Genomic DNA, 16927 nt, shown 5'->3' on the forward strand with positions numbered 1-16927 from the left:
TATGAGCAATACAATTCATCCCTCTGCTGTTATTAATGAAAACGTTATCTTAGGTGATAATGTATATATAGGCCCAAACTGTACTATCGGTTTCCCCGCTGAGTACAAAGAAGGGTTCGGTAAAAGTGTAGGTTATACTGTTAAGGTTGAAGATAATGTTGTTCTTACTGGTAATGTTACTATAGATGCAGGCTCTCGTAGAGATACTGTAATTGGGGAGGGCAGCTTTTTAATGAAAGCTGCTTATATAGCTCATGACGTAGTAATTGGCAAACGGTCTATAATCTCTGCGCATACTTGCTTAGGTGGGCACGTAGAAGTCGGAGACTTCGTTAATATAGGGATGGGTGCCATTGTACACCCTCGGCAGCGGATTGGTTCTCATGCCATGATTGGTATGGGAACGGTAGTAACGAAGAAGGCCAGAATCTTACCAGGCCGTATTTATGCAGGGAACCCATCTAAAGAAATAGGTATAAATAAGATAGGTTTAGAGCGAAATGAAATTAATGATTTAAAGCTTAGACAGCTAATTGATGACTTCGAGAGTAATAATGGAAATTAACTTTATAGATTTAGAGCGCCAACAGCAAAAAATTGAAAAAGGGGTCAATGAAGCTATATCTCGGGTATTGAGAGCTGGCCAATATATTATGGGTCAAGAATGCTTGGATTTAGAGCAGCAATTATCTGAATATACAGGTAGGAAATACTGTCTCTTATGTGCCAATGGCACGGATGCCATTCGTTTAGCTTTGATAGCGCTTAAAATTAAGAAAGGTGATTTAGTACTTACCACGGACTTCACATTTTTTGCAACTTCTGAGGTTATTGCAGAATTGGGTGCTATTCCTATATTTGTAGATATTGATGATACATACAATATTTGCCCTCTAGATTTAGAGAAAAAAATATTAACATTAAAGAATAGTAATAAAAATTTAGCTGGTATTCTGAGTGTTGATCTTTTTGGACTTCCTGCCAATCATAATGAAATTGATCGTTTGGCGAAAGAGCATGGATTATGGCATGTTGAAGATGCCGCTCAAGGTTTCGGAGGTAAGATAGATAATAATAGGGCGTGCAGTTTTGGAGACATAAGTACTACTAGCTTCTTCCCGGCGAAACCTTTAGGTTGTTACGGTGATGGAGGCGCTATATTTACCGATAATATAGATGTGGCAGAGCATATCAAGTCATTGCGAGTACATGGCAAAGGATCACACAAATACGAAAATGTTAATATTGGGTATAATAGTAGACTTGATACTATCCAAGCTGCCATTTTGCTCGAAAAGCTCAAGATATTTGATAAAGAAGTAGTTAAGAAGAATGAAATAGCAGCCATGTATACTTCTGCTTTAGAAGATGTTAAAGGCGTTATAGTGCCCAAGATTACACCAGGCTATACTAGTAGTTGGGCACAATACACTTTGAGAGTAGATAAAAGAGAAGAATTAATGGCTTACCTTAAGAGTCAGGGTATTCCAACTACAGTATATTATCCTAAAACAATGAGTCAGACTAAAGCTCTAGCCTCATTCTTGAAGTATCAAATTGGTGAATTGAAAAATTCTACAAATTTTGCTAGTTCAGTACTCAGTCTTCCGATGCACGCTTATTTAACAGACGAAGAAGTTGGCTATATCTATAGTAAGATATCAAATTTTTATAATTGATAATGACCAAACGGTAGACAGTTTTCCTGAAAAGAAATTCGTAATGGATATTTTTTCTCGAGCTTTCTGTGCTAATTTTTACTATTCCATAGATTTCTAGAAGTGCTGTAGGTTGTATATTAATGCTGATTGAAAAAATAAATCTTCATGAGATTGCTCATCTCACTACAGAAAGGCCTGAAGCTCCTATAGTTGAAGATTTTTTTAACTATTTTTCCAATTTTAATTTAGAGCGTGTATTAATTGTCACAGATGAAGATGTAAGAACTGATATACGGGTTTTGAATCAACTAACAGCCCTACAGCGAACAACTAAAAACATAACTATTTTAAAAGTAAAGCCAGATAATAATTATACAAATAGTCAAAAAAAGGATATGTTGAAAGCGTTACATTTGAAAACCTTGAAAAATATTATATATTTACCATGGTTTTTTATATTAGTTGTTATACATCATCCATTCTTAGCGTTTAGAAATAAAGCAAAGCAGGGAATATATAACGATCATAGTTATTCTCTAACACAGAAAATTGATACTTCTAGTTATACTTGTGTGATTTGCAATAATTTAATATCGACAAGTAGTGTTGACTCCCATAGTGAAGTTGATTATATATACGATATCCATGAACTTGAGGTCTTTAGAAATCGAAACAAAGCTTCGATTCAGAGGTCTTTCTATATCTATCTTAAAGAGATGGAAGAGCTGCGTAAGCGGGAAAATATCATTACGATAAGTAAGTATATTGCTGACACTCTTTCTACTATGTATAATTTCAGAAGATCAAAAATAAAAGCTATTTATAATAAGAATTTTTTTAATACAAATATTTCCTTTGATTCCGAAAGTAAGAAAGATAAATATTTATTGATATACATAGGTAATGTATCAATAGACCGTGGATTAGACGATATTGCCAGACTGTCTTATAAATACGACATATTAATAATTGCATGTAATTACAATGAAGAAGCCATATCATATTTAGAGAACAATAGTAATCTCTACCGTCTTACAATTTTTAAAGGGATGGATTATCAATCTATATTGCTAAAAAAAATTAGGAAATATCAATATCCCTTCTTTTTAATTTTGATAAATCCCAACCATCCTAGCTATAGATATGCATTACCTAATAAATTTTTCCAAGCTCAAGCTGTCGAATGCCCTATTATAGTATATGATAAAACTTATTTAGGGAGCATTGTAAAGAAATATGGATGTGGTTTAATTTTTCTGATATAACTCATATAGATTTTTAAATAGTATAAGTAATATAGAATATGTGGCTATGCAACAAGCTATGAAAGTGAAAATAGCTGAAGCTATAGAAGATAAGAGCCTATAGTCTAGATTTGACCTTTTACTATAGTAAGTTTGCATTTTGTGAGAAACGAGAAAGATACTGAACTTTAAAAACCATAACATTAATAAGAAAGTAAGGATAGTTTTAACTATCTTACTTTCCTACAGAGATATAACGTACTTATAAACGCCAGTCTGGATTTACTAATGCACCTTTAACATCGATAACTACTTTAGGCTTAGTACAAAATCCATCTATTCTGTCATCTTCACCAACAAAATCTGAATGGTTAACAGCTACAATAACAGCGTCAAAACTATTCTCTTGAATATCTTCATAGTCGATATAATCAACATCTAGGCTATTCCAGTCTTCTTCAGTAACCCAAGGATCGGAATAAGTCATTCTTACCCCATATTTCTCAAGTTCAATACCAATATCTGTTACTTTAGTATTTCTGACATCTGGACAGTTTTCTTTAAAGGTAACACCTAAAAGTAAAATACGGGCATCTTTGATATTTTTTCCATATGAGATAAGCTTTTTGATGGTTTGTTCGGCAACGAATTTACTCATAGAGTTGTTGATTGCGCGAGAAGTCAAAATTAAATTGGGATTTAATCCTAAAGATGATGCTTTGTGTGCCAAGTAATAAGGATCTACGCCAATACAATGCCCACCTACTAAACCAGGCATAAGCTTGATAAAGTTCCATTTAGTAGCAGCAGCTTCTATGACTTCATGAGTGTCGATACCAACTTCGTTGAAAATAAGGGCCAATTCGTTTATCAAAGCAATATTGACATCACGCTGAGTGTTTTCAATAACTTTAGATGCTTCTGCGACTTTTATAGAGGAAGCCTTGAATGTGCCAGCAGTAATTACTGAGCTATATAATTCATCCACTATGTCTGTGTAGTAAGGGTTTGAACCTGAAGTGACTTTTAATATGTTCTCTACTGTGCGCAGTTTGTCGCCTGGATTAATACGTTCTGGAGAATAACCAACACCAAAATCTATATTTAACTTTAAGTTGGATTTTTCTAGCTCAGGAATACAAACTTCTTCTGTAGCACCTGGATATACTGTTGATTCATAGATAACGATATCATCTCGCTTAATAATTTTACTTAACATCTGAGAAGCTTTAACCAATGGGGACAAATCTGGTAAGTTATTATCATCAATTGGTGTTGGTACGGTAATGATAAATACGTTTGCTGCGGTTAGGTCATTAGTGTCAGAAGTAAAAGTAAGACGAGAAGTGTTTTTGAGATATTCGCTAGTCACTTCTCTAGTTTTATCAATATTATTAGATAACTCGTTAATACGTGTTTCATTTATATCAAAGCCTATAACGTCATATTTTTTTGCAAACGCACAAGCTAGTGGTAGACCTACGTAACCTAACCCTATAATGGCGATTTTTTTGGAATTCATCGAATGACCTTTTTGTATGAATTAATTAGATAAGAGTGTTTGGCTACTTTAGTGATAATTAAGATTGTAGGCATAATAGCAGATATAAAATAGCTGAGAAAGTAACGGTGTGTTTGATTTTATATCATCAGAGCATAAGCCGTAATAAAAAGGTCGCCCTAATACGGTGACCTTTTTGCCTCTTAACAACGCCTCAAATCCACCCAAAGACGTAATCGTATATACGTGATCGACTGTCTCTAACGCGTCGACCAAATGAATAGACTGGTTAAGGATTAGGCAATCTAGCTCAGTGAGTTCATCAACGATAGAGTGATCATCAAGCGTCATTGGATGTGGTTTGACTATAATTTGTGCATCAGGATTTTCTGCAATTGCCTGATTGACCACATCAAGCAATGTAATACCAATGCCGCCGCCGTACTTTAATGAATCATCATGCGGCACTTGACCTAATACCAAAATACGCTTTTTATCTTTAACGCCATATATTGGTGCTATATCGACATAAGGCTGATGATTGTATTTGCTCACGCGATGTGACACATAATAATCAAGTATCTCTTGAGCCAATGTCTTATCATAGCCATCCTGTTCAAAATTAAAGTTTGCTATGAGGTCAGTTAAGTCATTTGGGCGAGTGGTATCGAAGTAGGGCGCTTGGCTATCCATTACAATAGACAATGGTGGAGCGCCTGATTCATCATCAGGGCCAGAACGAATGAATCCGTCTTCTAAAAAGAAAATATCTAGACCTTGCTTGCGGATATAATCAATAAAATACTCAGGCGCTTTATAACCCCAAATATAGATAACAGGGTTTACACGCTTGATAAATGGCTTTAACCACGTAGCAAAGTAACGCTTATCAAAATGTCGTTGTATTTGAACATGTGATGACTCCAATACCCAGTCACCAACCAAGTCTTGCCATGGCAGCATACCAACGACTAACGCCAAACGCTGTTTTGGCTGACGATTATGTTTATAATAACCGAATAGTAGCGGTTGGATGTAAGCGTTAAATTTCATAATATGTTGGCTGGCTTAGATTGATAGTTGAAGAGCAGATAGGCATGATTGGGGCATTTACGTTGGCAATGTTTTATCGTTCCCAGTATAGTTGCATTTACGAGTAAAAACGAATATCTACTTCGAAAAATAATAGCTTTAAAAAATAATAGGTCGATATTATGAAAAACAAGATACTAGTCACAGGCGGTGCGGGTTATATTGGTACACACACCTGTATCGCCTTGCATGAAGCAGGCTATGATATTGTCGTATATGACAATTTATCTAATAGTAGCCGTGAATCGATCAATCGTGTCTCAGCTCTCATTAGCCAACCTATTGAGTTTATCGAAGGCGATATTCGCGATGCTGAGTCACTCAAGCAAGTATTTGCTACGCATCAGTTTTTTGGCGTCATTCACTTTGCAGGTCTTAAAGCGGTTGGAGAATCTGTTGCCAAGCCATTGCTGTACTACAATAACAACGTCAGTGGTACCATTACCTTGCTAGAAGTGATGACTGAGTATGATGTCAAAAACCTCGTTTTTTCTTCCTCTGCGACTGTTTATGGTGATCCCGAAACGCTACCTATCGATGAGAACTCAAAGCGCTCTTGTACCAATCCTTATGGACAAAGTAAACTGACGGTCGAGCACATATTAGAAGATCTTGCCGTATCCGATGACAGTTGGAACCTGATACCTCTTAGATACTTTAATCCAGTAGGAGCGCATCCATCAGGGCAGATTGGTGAAGACCCTAATGATATCCCAAATAATTTGATGCCTTATATCTCGCAAGTCGCTGTTGGTAAGCTTGCCAAACTTAATATTTTTGGTAATGACTATCCAACTACTGATGGTACTGGCGTGCGTGATTTTATCCATGTCACTGATTTGGCGCAAGGTCATGTCGCTGCGTTAAATTATTTAGAGCAACAAGTGGCACCAGTAGGATTTTTACCCATTAACTTAGGTACTGGTAAAGGGACTTCTGTATTAGAGTTAGTAACGGCATTTTCTAAAGTTTCTGGACAACCAATTCCTTATCAATTCGCAGACCGCCGCGCAGGTGACATTGCCAGTTGCTATGCCAGTGCTGATAAAGCGAAAAACCTGTTAGAGTGGCAAGCAAAATTATCAATTACTGAGATGTGCCAAGATAGCTGGCGTTGGCAAAGTATGAATCCGAATGGCTATAATCTAGCTTAGTTTTTATAAAATATAACCTTTATCTTATTCTCTTTTAATACAGTTTAAAAATTATGAAAAAAATCACCCACGCTGTTATCCCTGTTGCAGGCTTTGGTACCCGTATGTTGCCATTGTCTAAATCTGTGCCAAAAGAGCTATTGCCACTTGGTAATCGTCCCGCTATTCACTATGTGGTTGAAGAGGCAATTGCCGCTGGTATTAAGCATATTGTCTTGGTTGGTCATGCACAAAAGAGCGCGATTGAAAACTACTTCGATATCAATGCTGAGCTGGACAACCAGCTGCGTCATAAAGGTAAAGATGAGCTAGCCGATAGCTTAAACTGGCTGCCAGACGATGTGACGGTTTCGATGATACGTCAAGGCAAGGCGTTAGGTTTAGGTCATGCGGTACTCGCGGCTCGCCCCATTATTGGTGAGCATGATTTTGCCGTATTATTGCCCGACGTTGTGCTTGATCCTTTTACGGGCGATATGGCTGCTGATAACTTAGCCTTTATGATTGATGCTTTTGCTGAAGACAACCATTCACAGATATTGGTGGATAAAGTCGCTGATGAAGATGTGCATAAGTATGGTATTGCCAAATTGAATGAAGCGTTTAGTGAAGTGAATAGGGAAGATGATAAAGCAAATATAAATGCCAGCTTTAAAGTCGCGGGATTTATAGAAAAGCCCAACTTAGCCGATGCTCCTTCGAAATTAGCAGTTGTTGGTCGTTATGTCTTTAGCAATCACATTTTTGACTATCTGGCCAATACCAAAGCCTCGGTCGGTGGTGAAATTCAGCTGACCGATGCTATTGATGCACTGATTAGTGAATACGGCGTGAATGTCACGACCATGCGCGGCGACAGCTATGATGCAGGCGATATGCGCTCATACATGCAAGCATTTATCTATTTTGCCGAGCAGCAATTAGCAAATGAAGAGTAATCAATGAGCGATACGAAAGATAATAACAAGTATAGTAGTGCTCGAAATTCTAAGTACTGGCAGCAATTGCAAGAATTAGCGGCACAGCCATGGTCGCTGGATAAACTATTTACGCAAGATACTGAGCGCACGAGTCGTTTTAGCACTCAAGTTGGTGCACTATATATGGACTATAGCAAGCAATGTATTGATGAACAGGTACTGGCAAGTCTTTTGCAGCTAGCAGAAAGCTGTGAATTGCCCACAAGGATTGATGCACTTATGCAAGGTGCGATGGTCAATACTAGCGAGGAGCGTGCTGCCTTGCATACAGCACTACGATTGCCAGAGTCTGCCAAACTAGACGTTGATGGACAAAATGTCGTCGCTGATGTGCATGATAGTCTGTCGCAAGTAGCACGTTTATCTGAACGTGTCCGTAGTGGTACATGGCGCGGATTTTCTGGTAAAGCCATCACGGATGTGGTCAATATTGGTGTTGGTGGCTCTGACCTTGGGCCGCTTATGGCGACGACCGCGCTAGATGAGTGGGCAGATACCGACATTGAAGTACATTTCGTCTCTAATATGGACGGTACTCAGCTTGATAATTTGCTCAAGCACCTCAATCCTGAGACCACCTTGTTTATTATTTCGTCCAAATCATTTGGTACGGTTGATACGTTATCTAATGCTAAAACAGCATTGTCATGGCTGCTTGCCACTGCCAAGCGGCGTGCAGGTACTGAAGACAGTGTGCTACGCCGCCACTTTATTGGTATCTCCGCTAATAGTGAAAGAATGAGTGCGTGGGGTATTCATCCTGAGCATCAATTGCAGCTTTGGGAATGGGTGGGCGGGCGCTTTTCTTTATGGTCAGCGATTGGATTGGCGATTGCCATTCGTATTGGCATGGCTGGTTTTAAAGCGTTATTAGCTGGTGCGCATAGTATGGATCAGCACTTTGCCAAAGCAGGTTTTGCAGAAAATTTACCAGTATTGTTGGGTTTGCTTGCTGTTTGGAACAGTACCTTTTTACAGGTAAATGCTCATACCGTATTGCCCTATGATGGTCGTCTCAGCTATTTACCAAGCTACTTAACCCAGCTTGAGATGGAGAGTAATGGTAAATCGGTCACCCAACACGGGGATCATATTGATTATGATACCTGTCCGATTCTGTGGGGCGAGATTGGCTCCAATGCTCAGCATGCCTTTTATCAGCTGCTACATCAAGGCACACAGCAAGTATCTTGTGACTTTATTGCTTGTGTGCGCCGTTATAGTGGTCAATCGCAAAATGCGCCATTACAGCAGCAGCATGAGCTGTCTTTAGCCAATTGTCTAGCACAGAGCCGAGTGCTGGCTTTTGGTAATGCGGCGCTCCAAGAGTCTGAGGTTCAAGTAGCTTCTGCCGCTGATAAATACAAATATTACCGTGGCAATCAGCCATCAACGACATTGCTGATCGACGAACTGACGCCGCACAGTTTGGGCGCACTGATTGCGCTTTATGAGCATAAAGTCTATGTCATGGCCAGCATTTGGGATATTAACCCGTTTGATCAATGGGGCGTTGAGATGGGTAAGCAGATGGCGGAGTCCGTACATCAAGCCATGCAGCAAGCAGGTGAGAGTCAGTTTGACAGCTCCACTAACCAGCTGTTAAAACATATTCAGCAGTTGTCTTGATCGTTTTGCTACTAAGTCGATAATCATTAAAGGTGAACGCATGAGCGCTGTTTCTATAAATAACAATACACCTAAATATACGCATGAATCTAAACCACATAGCACTGCAAGCAAGCAAGTTTGTGTGCTTATTGGTCATAGCATTGAGGCCATTACTAGCGCCGTGGTGCTGGCAAGTCTAGGTCAGCGCGTGCATCTTTATGCAGATAGTGAGCTATTGACGCAGCAAATACAACAATACGGCTTTGAGCATCATTTACAAGCACTGTGGCAGATGTATGAGCAGCAGCAGGTTATTATCAGTACAGCATTACCAGCTAGCGCTGACACGTTAATACAATATTATGAAACGACAAATTTTAGTGACAGTCGTCACATCAATGAGAGCAATGAGATTGACGACCAAAGCACCGTTGCGTTGTATTGGTTATTTTTAGACAGTATCAAGCCAGTATGGGCAGAAGCCAGCTGGATTACTGCCTTCAACCACAGCCATCAGCAATCGCTACCCGTGATTATAAGTGGCATTGAGAAACTAGGGGTGGTCTCAGCACTGGCGCAAAATTTGCAGCGCGCGTGGGTCTATTATGTGCCGTTCGTATTCTTGCAAGACGGCGATGCCTATAGCTCAATGTTAAATCCTTCACTGTGGTTGCTTGGTGAAAAAACAGCCAACAGTAGCCAGCATCTAGAAGTATTGAAGCCGTTAATGCAGCATGCGCGTGCCGCTCATCACGCTGATATCGCAACGATAGAGTTTGCCCGTAGCAGTATCATGGCGATGCTGGCGACGCGAGTGAGTTTTATGAATGAGATGTCACGCTTGGCGGACAGTCAACAGGTAGATATCAAGCAAGTCAGTCGTATCATAGGGCTAGACGCGCGGGTCGGCAGCAGTTATCTGCAAGCAGGCTGGGGCTTTGGTGGTAACACACTACCCATCGAATTGGCGAAGTTACAGCAGTCCAGCCAAATGCACAGTTTAAATATGCCGCTTTTGCAGTCAGTCATGCACATCAACGAAGATCAAAAAGAGCTGATATTCCGCAAATTTTGGCAATACTTTGATGGATTTATTGACAATAAAACGGTGATGATTTGGGGCGGTAGTTATAAATCAGGCTCTGGACGTACTGCAGGCTCAGCCATACATCCATTACTAGCGTTATTATGGTCTTATAATATTCGTACGATAGTCTATAGTGACAAAGCGCAGGCCGAACTCGCTGTGCTTTATCAGCAGCAACCTTTACTGCAATTGATTAATAATCCTTATCAGCAGCTAAGTGCCGCACAGGCGATTTTTATCATTAGTTGGTCGCCACAAGATCAACTAGACATCGCTAAGCTTAATCAACACGCGATGCCAGTATTTGATGCGCAAAATGCACTGACACGATTGCAGATCGATAGTCTGGTAGGCGACTATATGGGCATTGGTCGGTCTAAATAGCTTTATTCAAGTTTTTCAGTTACTAAAAAAGCTCGTTGATAATTATCAGCGAGCTTTTTTTGGTTTTTAATCGAAATCACCCATATTAAATCGTATTCGTTTACGCTGGTACAGCACCTTGTGCCGCTAGCCACTGTTGAATCTCTCGAATTTTAATAGCTAATAACTCTTTATCGCCACGACTTTCAATATTTAATCTGATCAGTGGTTCGGTATTGGAAGCACGCAGATTAAAGCGCCACTCGCCAAAGTTCAAACTGAGTCCGTCAAGGGTTGATTTGGTCGGATTTTCGCTGCTAAATTTTTCCTCAATAGCGCTAATAATCGTTGGCGCATCATTTGTTGTGAGCCGAAAATTAAGCTCGCCTGAACTTGGATAGGCTTGAATATATCCAGTAACCAATTCTGATAAAGTCTTACCAGTGACAGACAACAGCTCAATGGTTAATAACCAAGGGATCATGCCGCTATCGCAATAGAAAAAGTCACGGAAATAGTGATGTGCAGACATCTCGCCGCCATAAACAGCGCCAGAGTCACGCATGACTTGCTTAATAAATGAATGTCCAGATTTACTGATGACAGCCTTACCGTTATGTTCCTTAATCACTGCTTCAGTATTGTAAATGACACGTGGATCGTAGACGATTGACTCATTTGGGTACTTATTCAAAAATGCTTGAGCGAGCATGCCGACGATGTAACTGCCATCAATAAATTCACCATGTTCATCGAATAAAAAGCAGCGGTCAAAGTCGCCATCAAAGGCAATGCCAAGGTCTGCTTTGTTTTCCAAAACAGCATGTTGGGTCGCCACTCTATTGGCTTCAATCATAGGATTAGGGATGCCATTAGGAAAGCTGCCATCCGGTGTATGGTGCAGTTTAATCACTTCAATTGGCGCGCCAGCTTGTGCAAGCTTCTCAATCAATAAATCAACCGCGGGTCCCGCACTGCCATTACCTGAGTTAATTACTAATTTAAGCGGTTTGAGTTTATCAGTATCAATAAAAGTCATGACATGATTTATATACGCACTTTTATCAGTCAATAATTGCAATGTTCCTGATCGGTTTTCAGCGGTAAATTGCCCAGACTCTGCCAATGCCTGAATCTCTGCCAAACCATCATCAGCACTGATCGGCTTTGAGTGATCTTTGACCAGTTTTAAGCCGTTATAATTGATAGGATTGTGACTGGCTGTGACTTCGATACCACCCAACGCCTGATAGTGACTGGTGGAAAAATACACTTCTTCTGTACCGCTCATGCCCAAGTCAATCACATCGACACCAGCATCTACAATGCCTTTGATAGCTGCCTGCTTTAATTGCTCGCTTGAATGACGAATATCACTACCGATAACGATGGCAGGTTTTAGAGTTACCATATCATTGTCATGAGCCTCAACCGCCGCATGATAACGCTGAGATAAAATCTGTGCGAAGGCACGACCAATACGGTAAGCGATATCTTCGTTTAGATTAACCCCCAGCTCGCCGCGAATATCGTAAGCTTTAAATGAATCAATAATAATAGGGCTGAATTCAGTCGCTGGCTGATAGCTAGTGGTCGCAGACGTAGACATAATGATAAAATTCCTTATGCTAAAGCAGTGATAAAGTAATGAAATGGACAACACAATTATAAGCTAATAAGCGTTCAATGCTACACTAACGAGAAAATCGTTATGAAGTTAACGTAATTCTATAGTCGATACTAAATAAAATGGGTACACAACATTATGATGCGTGACTGGTACAAACTTTTCTTGCTTGCTGTGCCTACGCAGACAGAGGCTACGAAAAATTTATACCAGTCACGCTGTCTCTTTTTTATATTGACCTGACTATATCTAATAACAAACGAAAGTGTAAGAGTATCCCTCATGAGCAATCAAGACGATAAAGTAGCAGCGCCTGCACCAGTACAAGGAACGCCAACCGCCAGTGGTGAATTAGACGATTTATTGGCTTTGATGGCACGGCTACGTGTTGACTGTCCGTGGGATAAAAAGCAAACCAATCACAGCCTTATTCCGTATGCCATCGAAGAAGCTTATGAGCTGGGCGAGGCGGTACAAAGTAATGACGATGAGGATATCAAAGGCGAGCTAGGCGATGTGCTGCTGCAAGTGGTGTTTCATTGTCAGATGTATGCGGAGCAAGGTCGCTTTGATATGAGCGATGTTATCGCCACTTTACAAGAAAAGCTTATTCGTCGTCATCCGCATGTGTTTGAGGCTGAAACCCTTGAAGATGACGCGGCGGTAAAAGCTCGTTGGGATGAGATTAAAGTGGAAGAGCAGCAAGCGCGCGAGGCACGAGGCAAACCCAAACGTCGTCTAGACAATACTAAAGCGGGCAGTGCGCTCATGCAAGCGCAAGATGTGCAAAAACAGGCGTCAAAGCTAGGTTTTGACTGGGAGGGCGTTGGCGGTGCTTTTGATAAGCTAGATGAAGAGATTGCCGAGTTAAAGGCTGAATTGATAGATAAATCAAAAGATGTTGCTGAATATAACACAAGCAAAGCCAATATTAGCGATATTGAAAAAGAGCTGGGTGATTGTATGTTTGCGCTCGTCAATGTGGCGCGTAAACTCAATCTTGATGCAGAAGCAGCCACCTTAACGTGTGTGCATAAATTCAAATCACGTTTTGGTTATATTGAAGCGCAATTAGCCGCGGCTGATAAGTGTTTAGAGGACAGCGATATTAACGAGATGGATGCGTTATGGGAAGCGGCGAAACAACATGAACGATCGTCATGAACGCTTATCATACGGCCTCGTTTGTTAGCTTGGTCAATATGGCTGTTTTCAGTCTAATATTGGCGGTTTTTATGTTGAACAGTGTTCAAGCTGCGCCCTGTTTTGATAATCCTCAAAGGGCTTATGAATATCTATTGGCGCAAGAAAGTGCCAAAATACAGGTACGTGACCAAGCCACCATTAATATCAATCGTGCTAGTGAAGGCGCGCTCGTTTCATTAAATGGTATCGGCAGCAGCAAAGCCCAAGCGATTATTTTATATCGTGAGATGTTTGGTGGTTTTAAGACAGTGGATGAGTTAGCAAAGGTCAAAGGTATTGGCGTAAAAACGGTTGAGAAAAATCGAGGACGTTTACGCGTACAAGATTAAGGGCAGTATTTTGCTTTAATTAACCCCAATATTGACAAAATAGCACGTAAGTATCAGTCATAACACACCTACTAGGCGCAAAATTTGTTAAACTAGCAGGTACATCCGCCTGATAAACGCTGTGTTCATCAGGGGTGGTTAAAGAATACCGGCGAGGAGTAGATGCATGGCCGAGCGTGCCGCCAAGCAGTTAGAACTGAATAAATCTGAATTACCCAATTCCATTACTGAAGTGATTGCCACCTTAAACCGAGCTGGGTTTGATGCCTATATCGTCGGTGGCGGTGTGCGTGATACCTTATTGGGTTTACGTCCAAAAGACTTTGACGCTGTCACTGATGCCAAGCCGCATGAGATCAAAGACGTCTTTGGCAAGCGCTGCCGCATTATCGGTCGCCGCTTTCAGTTGGCGCACGTGTATTCAGGCCGTGAGTTGATTGAGGTTGCTACCTTCCGTGGTCCACCAACCAATGATGCTAATACCAATCAAGACGGTATGATCCTGCGTGATAATGTTTGGGGTGATATCAAACAAGACTTCTCTCGTCGTGATTTTTCTATCAACGCGCTTTATTATCAACCGCTTAAAGGTGTGGTTCATGATTTTTGCGGTGCGCTTGACGACATTGATAATAAAATCATTCGTCTGCTCGGCCATGCGCCAGTGCGTATCGAAGAAGATCCAGTACGTTTGTTGCGTGCTTTACGTTTCAAAGCCAAGCTCGGTTTTGAGTTTGATGACGAGTTAGCCGATCAGTTTCATGATGGCAACTGGGCATTGCTTGAGCAAATATCACCGCATCGTCTCTATGATGAAACCCAGAAAATGTTTACCGGTGGTTATCTGGTGCCATTATTGCTGCTATTGTTTGAGTCAGGGGCGATTGATAGCTTAATTATCTATCCACCATCTGAGCCGAGTGCACTGGTCAATCAAGTCGCTATTAATACCGACAAACGTATTGCTGCTGGCAAAAGCATCAATCCGGCGTTCTTTTATGCTGCGCTATTATGGGAAAACTATCTGCATCAGTTGGCAAAAGCTAAAAAGCGCAATATGCCGTTTGCTGAAGCACAAATGCACGCCGCTGGTAAAGTGATTGATCGTCAACGTATCAAGACCGCGATTCCTAAATTTGCAGAGCAGTTTATCCGTGATATCTGGATATTGCAGCCAAGACTTGCAGCCCCGCGTAGCAAACAAATCGTCCAACTCTCTGAGCATCCACGCTTTCGCGCAGGTTTTGACTTTTTGTTATTGCGTGAGCAATGCGGTGATGCTGAGCATCCGTTATCAGAGTCGACCAATGGTATGGGCGATTGGTGGCAGACTTATCAGACATTGTCTGAACGAGAGCAGCAGCAAGCCATTGATGATTTTGATGAAAATATTCGTCGCGGTGCCTATAAAAAAGGGCAACAAGCGCAGCGTGGTCGTGGGCGTAATCGTCAAAATTCAGAGTCAAATAGCATCGATCACTCAATATCTCATCAAAAAAATACCAAGCACAGCAAAGCCAATGATACTGCTGAGCAGGGTAGGAATGATCAGAATATGGTAAATGACCCGTCAAATATTCCAGCACGCCGTCGCCGCGCTGTCAGTCAATCAGCCTCTGTTAAGCAATCTGGTGGCAATAACAACAAGCACTATGAATCGCAGCAAGTAAGTCAAGACAGCCATGAGCTTGCTCAGTTACGACTGCTATCCCTTGCCAATAGCAGCAACCAAGCGGCAAATAAACGCCATCATTCCAAGCCTGCACCACTCTTTGTAATTGAGCATGAAAAAGTCGTGCCGCCATTACAGAAGCAGCTATCAAATGGCGATAAGCCTGATAGACGTCAAGGGACAGCACAGAAAAAACCTGCTCAGAAGAATGTATCGGCTGAGAAAGCGCTAAAAAGTCAGGATGCCAGTTCTGATGCCAACTCTTATAGTAGTAAGGCTGACAGTAAACCTGATCGCTCAAATCAAGCTCAGCAACCAAAAGCAACACAGTCAGAGGTTATGCCTTCATCTGTGGCTCGCTCGGTAGCAAGATCGCCATCGCTCGTCATTATGAATAACGAGCCGATACCGCATAAGCGTCGCCGTCGTCAGCCGAGTGTAGAGAGTATAAATCTCGCTAGTAACACAGAGACGCAAGTAACGACTAACAACGATGTTAAAGCTGCAGCAAAGTATGCAAAAAAAGCACCTAAGCCCCCAGCCCAGCCTACTGATAAAACAGATATTCCGGCTAAAAAAACGGCTGAGCGCAAAAAAGTGGCGAAGGTTACGACACCTGCAAGCACTAAAAAACCAGCCAAAGCGACAGAAGCAAAGTCTGCTAAAACCAGCCAAGCTGCTAACGGCAATGTTGGTATGAGTAGTGTAAATGACAATAAAGGCCCTATCCCATCGAAACGTCGCCGTCGCCAGCCTAGTACTGACAATGTCTAATATTACTAATGATGCGGGCAACGCGAATTGGGTAACCTGCTACGTAGGTTTGGGTAGCAATTTGTCTAACGACTTGGGTTCACCAGTAGAACATTTGCAGCAGGCAATCGCCGCGATGCAAGAGCATAAGCAAATACGTGCGGTTCGTGTTTCTTCGTTTTATGCTTCAGCGCCTATGGGACCGCAAGATCAGCCTGATTTTGTTAATGCCGTCGCTGAGTTTGAGACGATATTGCCGCCTTTTGAGTTGCTTGCTTACTGTCAACAGTTAGAAAAAGAGGCTAAGCGTGCACGAATACGGCGTTGGGGTGAGCGTAGTTTGGATGTCGATATTTTGTTATACGGTGAGGCGCAAATCACTGAGCCACAATTAACCGTACCGCACGCTGGATTGTTTGAGCGTAATTTTGTCTTATTACCACTGCGTGAGTTAACTCCAGCGCTTATCATTGCTGGCAAATCGATAGATGACTATCCGCCTAGCAAAGATTGGGCAGGCTTAAAATTACTGTAGCCAATCTATTGTAAAAGAGTGAAAACGTTCACCTCTTTTAAGGTAAATCACCTATACCAAACGATTGCTAAAAGTTTTGATCACAATCAGAATAATAGCTAAAGGTACTAAA

14 protein-coding genes are annotated in these 16927 nt (G+C 41.2%); 11 read left to right on the forward strand and 3 right to left on the reverse strand.

Translation table 11 applies throughout. The annotated features are described in order from the left end of the window. The first annotated feature begins 1 nt into the window (after window position 1). The 3 genes from JMV76_RS04525 to JMV76_RS04535 all read left to right on the forward strand — a co-directional run bounded on the left by JMV76_RS04525 (window position 2) and on the right by JMV76_RS04535 (window position 2926). On the forward strand, window positions 2–565 hold the full coding sequence (locus tag JMV76_RS04525; RefSeq protein WP_201501791.1) for a DapH/DapD/GlmU-related protein: 564 nt from the start codon (window positions 2–4) through the stop codon (window positions 563–565). Continuing rightward, window positions 555–1679, forward strand: a complete 1125-nt coding sequence (locus tag JMV76_RS04530) for a DegT/DnrJ/EryC1/StrS family aminotransferase (RefSeq protein ID WP_201501792.1) — start codon at window positions 555–557, stop codon at window positions 1677–1679. The genes JMV76_RS04525 and JMV76_RS04530 overlap by 11 nt, the downstream gene beginning before the upstream one ends. Window positions 1680–1801: 122 nt before the next feature. Beyond that, window positions 1802–2926, forward strand: coding sequence for a hypothetical protein (locus JMV76_RS04535; RefSeq protein ID WP_201501793.1), 1125 nt, complete (start codon window positions 1802–1804; stop codon window positions 2924–2926). Window positions 2927–3167: 241 nt separating this feature from the next. Here JMV76_RS04535 and JMV76_RS04540 read toward each other — a convergent pair whose 3' ends face one another. After that, the gene (locus JMV76_RS04540; RefSeq protein WP_055123655.1) at window positions 3168–4427 is read right to left on the reverse strand and encodes a nucleotide sugar dehydrogenase; all 1260 of its coding nucleotides are present in this window, start codon (window positions 4425–4427) and stop codon (window positions 3168–3170) included. A gap of 48 nt (window positions 4428–4475) precedes the next feature. Further along, window positions 4476–5459 carry a capsular polysaccharide export protein, LipB/KpsS family gene (locus JMV76_RS04545; protein WP_201501794.1) on the reverse strand — a complete coding sequence of 328 codons (984 nt, stop codon included), beginning with the start codon at window positions 5457–5459 and terminating at the stop codon, window positions 4476–4478. 161 nt (window positions 5460–5620) lie between these two features. Here JMV76_RS04545 and galE point away from each other — a divergent pair, with 161 nt between their 5' ends. From galE to JMV76_RS04565, 4 genes are read left to right on the forward strand one after another with little or no spacing between them, the layout of a single operon-like run. Further along, window positions 5621–6652, forward strand: coding sequence for a UDP-glucose 4-epimerase GalE (gene galE, locus JMV76_RS04550; RefSeq protein WP_201501795.1), 1032 nt, complete (start codon window positions 5621–5623; stop codon window positions 6650–6652). 53 nt (window positions 6653–6705) lie between these two features. Next, on the forward strand, window positions 6706–7590 hold the full coding sequence (locus JMV76_RS04555; protein WP_201501796.1) for a UTP--glucose-1-phosphate uridylyltransferase: 885 nt from the start codon (window positions 6706–6708) through the stop codon (window positions 7588–7590). A 3-nt stretch (window positions 7591–7593) separates the two neighbouring features. Further along, the gene (gene pgi / locus JMV76_RS04560) at window positions 7594–9261 is read left to right on the forward strand and encodes a glucose-6-phosphate isomerase (RefSeq protein ID WP_201501797.1); all 1668 of its coding nucleotides are present in this window, start codon (window positions 7594–7596) and stop codon (window positions 9259–9261) included. Window positions 9262–9301: 40 nt separating this feature from the next. Then, the gene (locus JMV76_RS04565) at window positions 9302–10714 is read left to right on the forward strand and encodes a UDP-glucose/GDP-mannose dehydrogenase family protein (RefSeq protein ID WP_201501798.1); all 1413 of its coding nucleotides are present in this window, start codon (window positions 9302–9304) and stop codon (window positions 10712–10714) included. Window positions 10715–10814: 100 nt separating this feature from the next. Here the strand turns inward: JMV76_RS04565 and JMV76_RS04570 are convergent, their stop codons facing one another. Continuing rightward, window positions 10815–12302 carry a phosphomannomutase CpsG gene (locus JMV76_RS04570; protein WP_227690094.1) on the reverse strand — a complete coding sequence of 496 codons (1488 nt, stop codon included), beginning with the start codon at window positions 12300–12302 and terminating at the stop codon, window positions 10815–10817. Window positions 12303–12602: 300 nt separating this feature from the next. Here JMV76_RS04570 and mazG point away from each other — a divergent pair, with 300 nt between their 5' ends. From mazG to folK, 4 genes are all read left to right on the forward strand, one after another. Further along, a complete protein-coding gene (mazG, locus tag JMV76_RS04575) occupies window positions 12603–13484 on the forward strand; it encodes a nucleoside triphosphate pyrophosphohydrolase (RefSeq protein ID WP_201501799.1) in 882 nt (293 codons plus the stop codon). Between the two features lie 71 nt (window positions 13485–13555). Next, window positions 13556–13855, forward strand: a complete 300-nt coding sequence (locus JMV76_RS04580; protein ID WP_227690096.1) for a ComEA family DNA-binding protein — start codon at window positions 13556–13558, stop codon at window positions 13853–13855. Between the two features lie 166 nt (window positions 13856–14021). Further along, complete coding sequence (gene pcnB / locus JMV76_RS04585; protein WP_201501801.1) at window positions 14022–16301, forward strand: polynucleotide adenylyltransferase PcnB; 2280 nt, start codon at window positions 14022–14024, stop codon at window positions 16299–16301. Next, window positions 16294–16815 carry a 2-amino-4-hydroxy-6-hydroxymethyldihydropteridine diphosphokinase gene (gene folK, locus JMV76_RS04590; protein WP_201501802.1) on the forward strand — a complete coding sequence of 174 codons (522 nt, stop codon included), beginning with the start codon at window positions 16294–16296 and terminating at the stop codon, window positions 16813–16815. The genes pcnB and folK overlap by 8 nt, the downstream gene beginning before the upstream one ends. Window positions 16816–16927 lie beyond the last annotated feature (112 nt).

Source organism: Psychrobacter cibarius (assembly GCF_904845955.1).
In the GTDB taxonomy this organism is placed as follows: Bacteria; Pseudomonadota; Gammaproteobacteria; order Pseudomonadales; family Moraxellaceae; genus Psychrobacter; species Psychrobacter cibarius_B.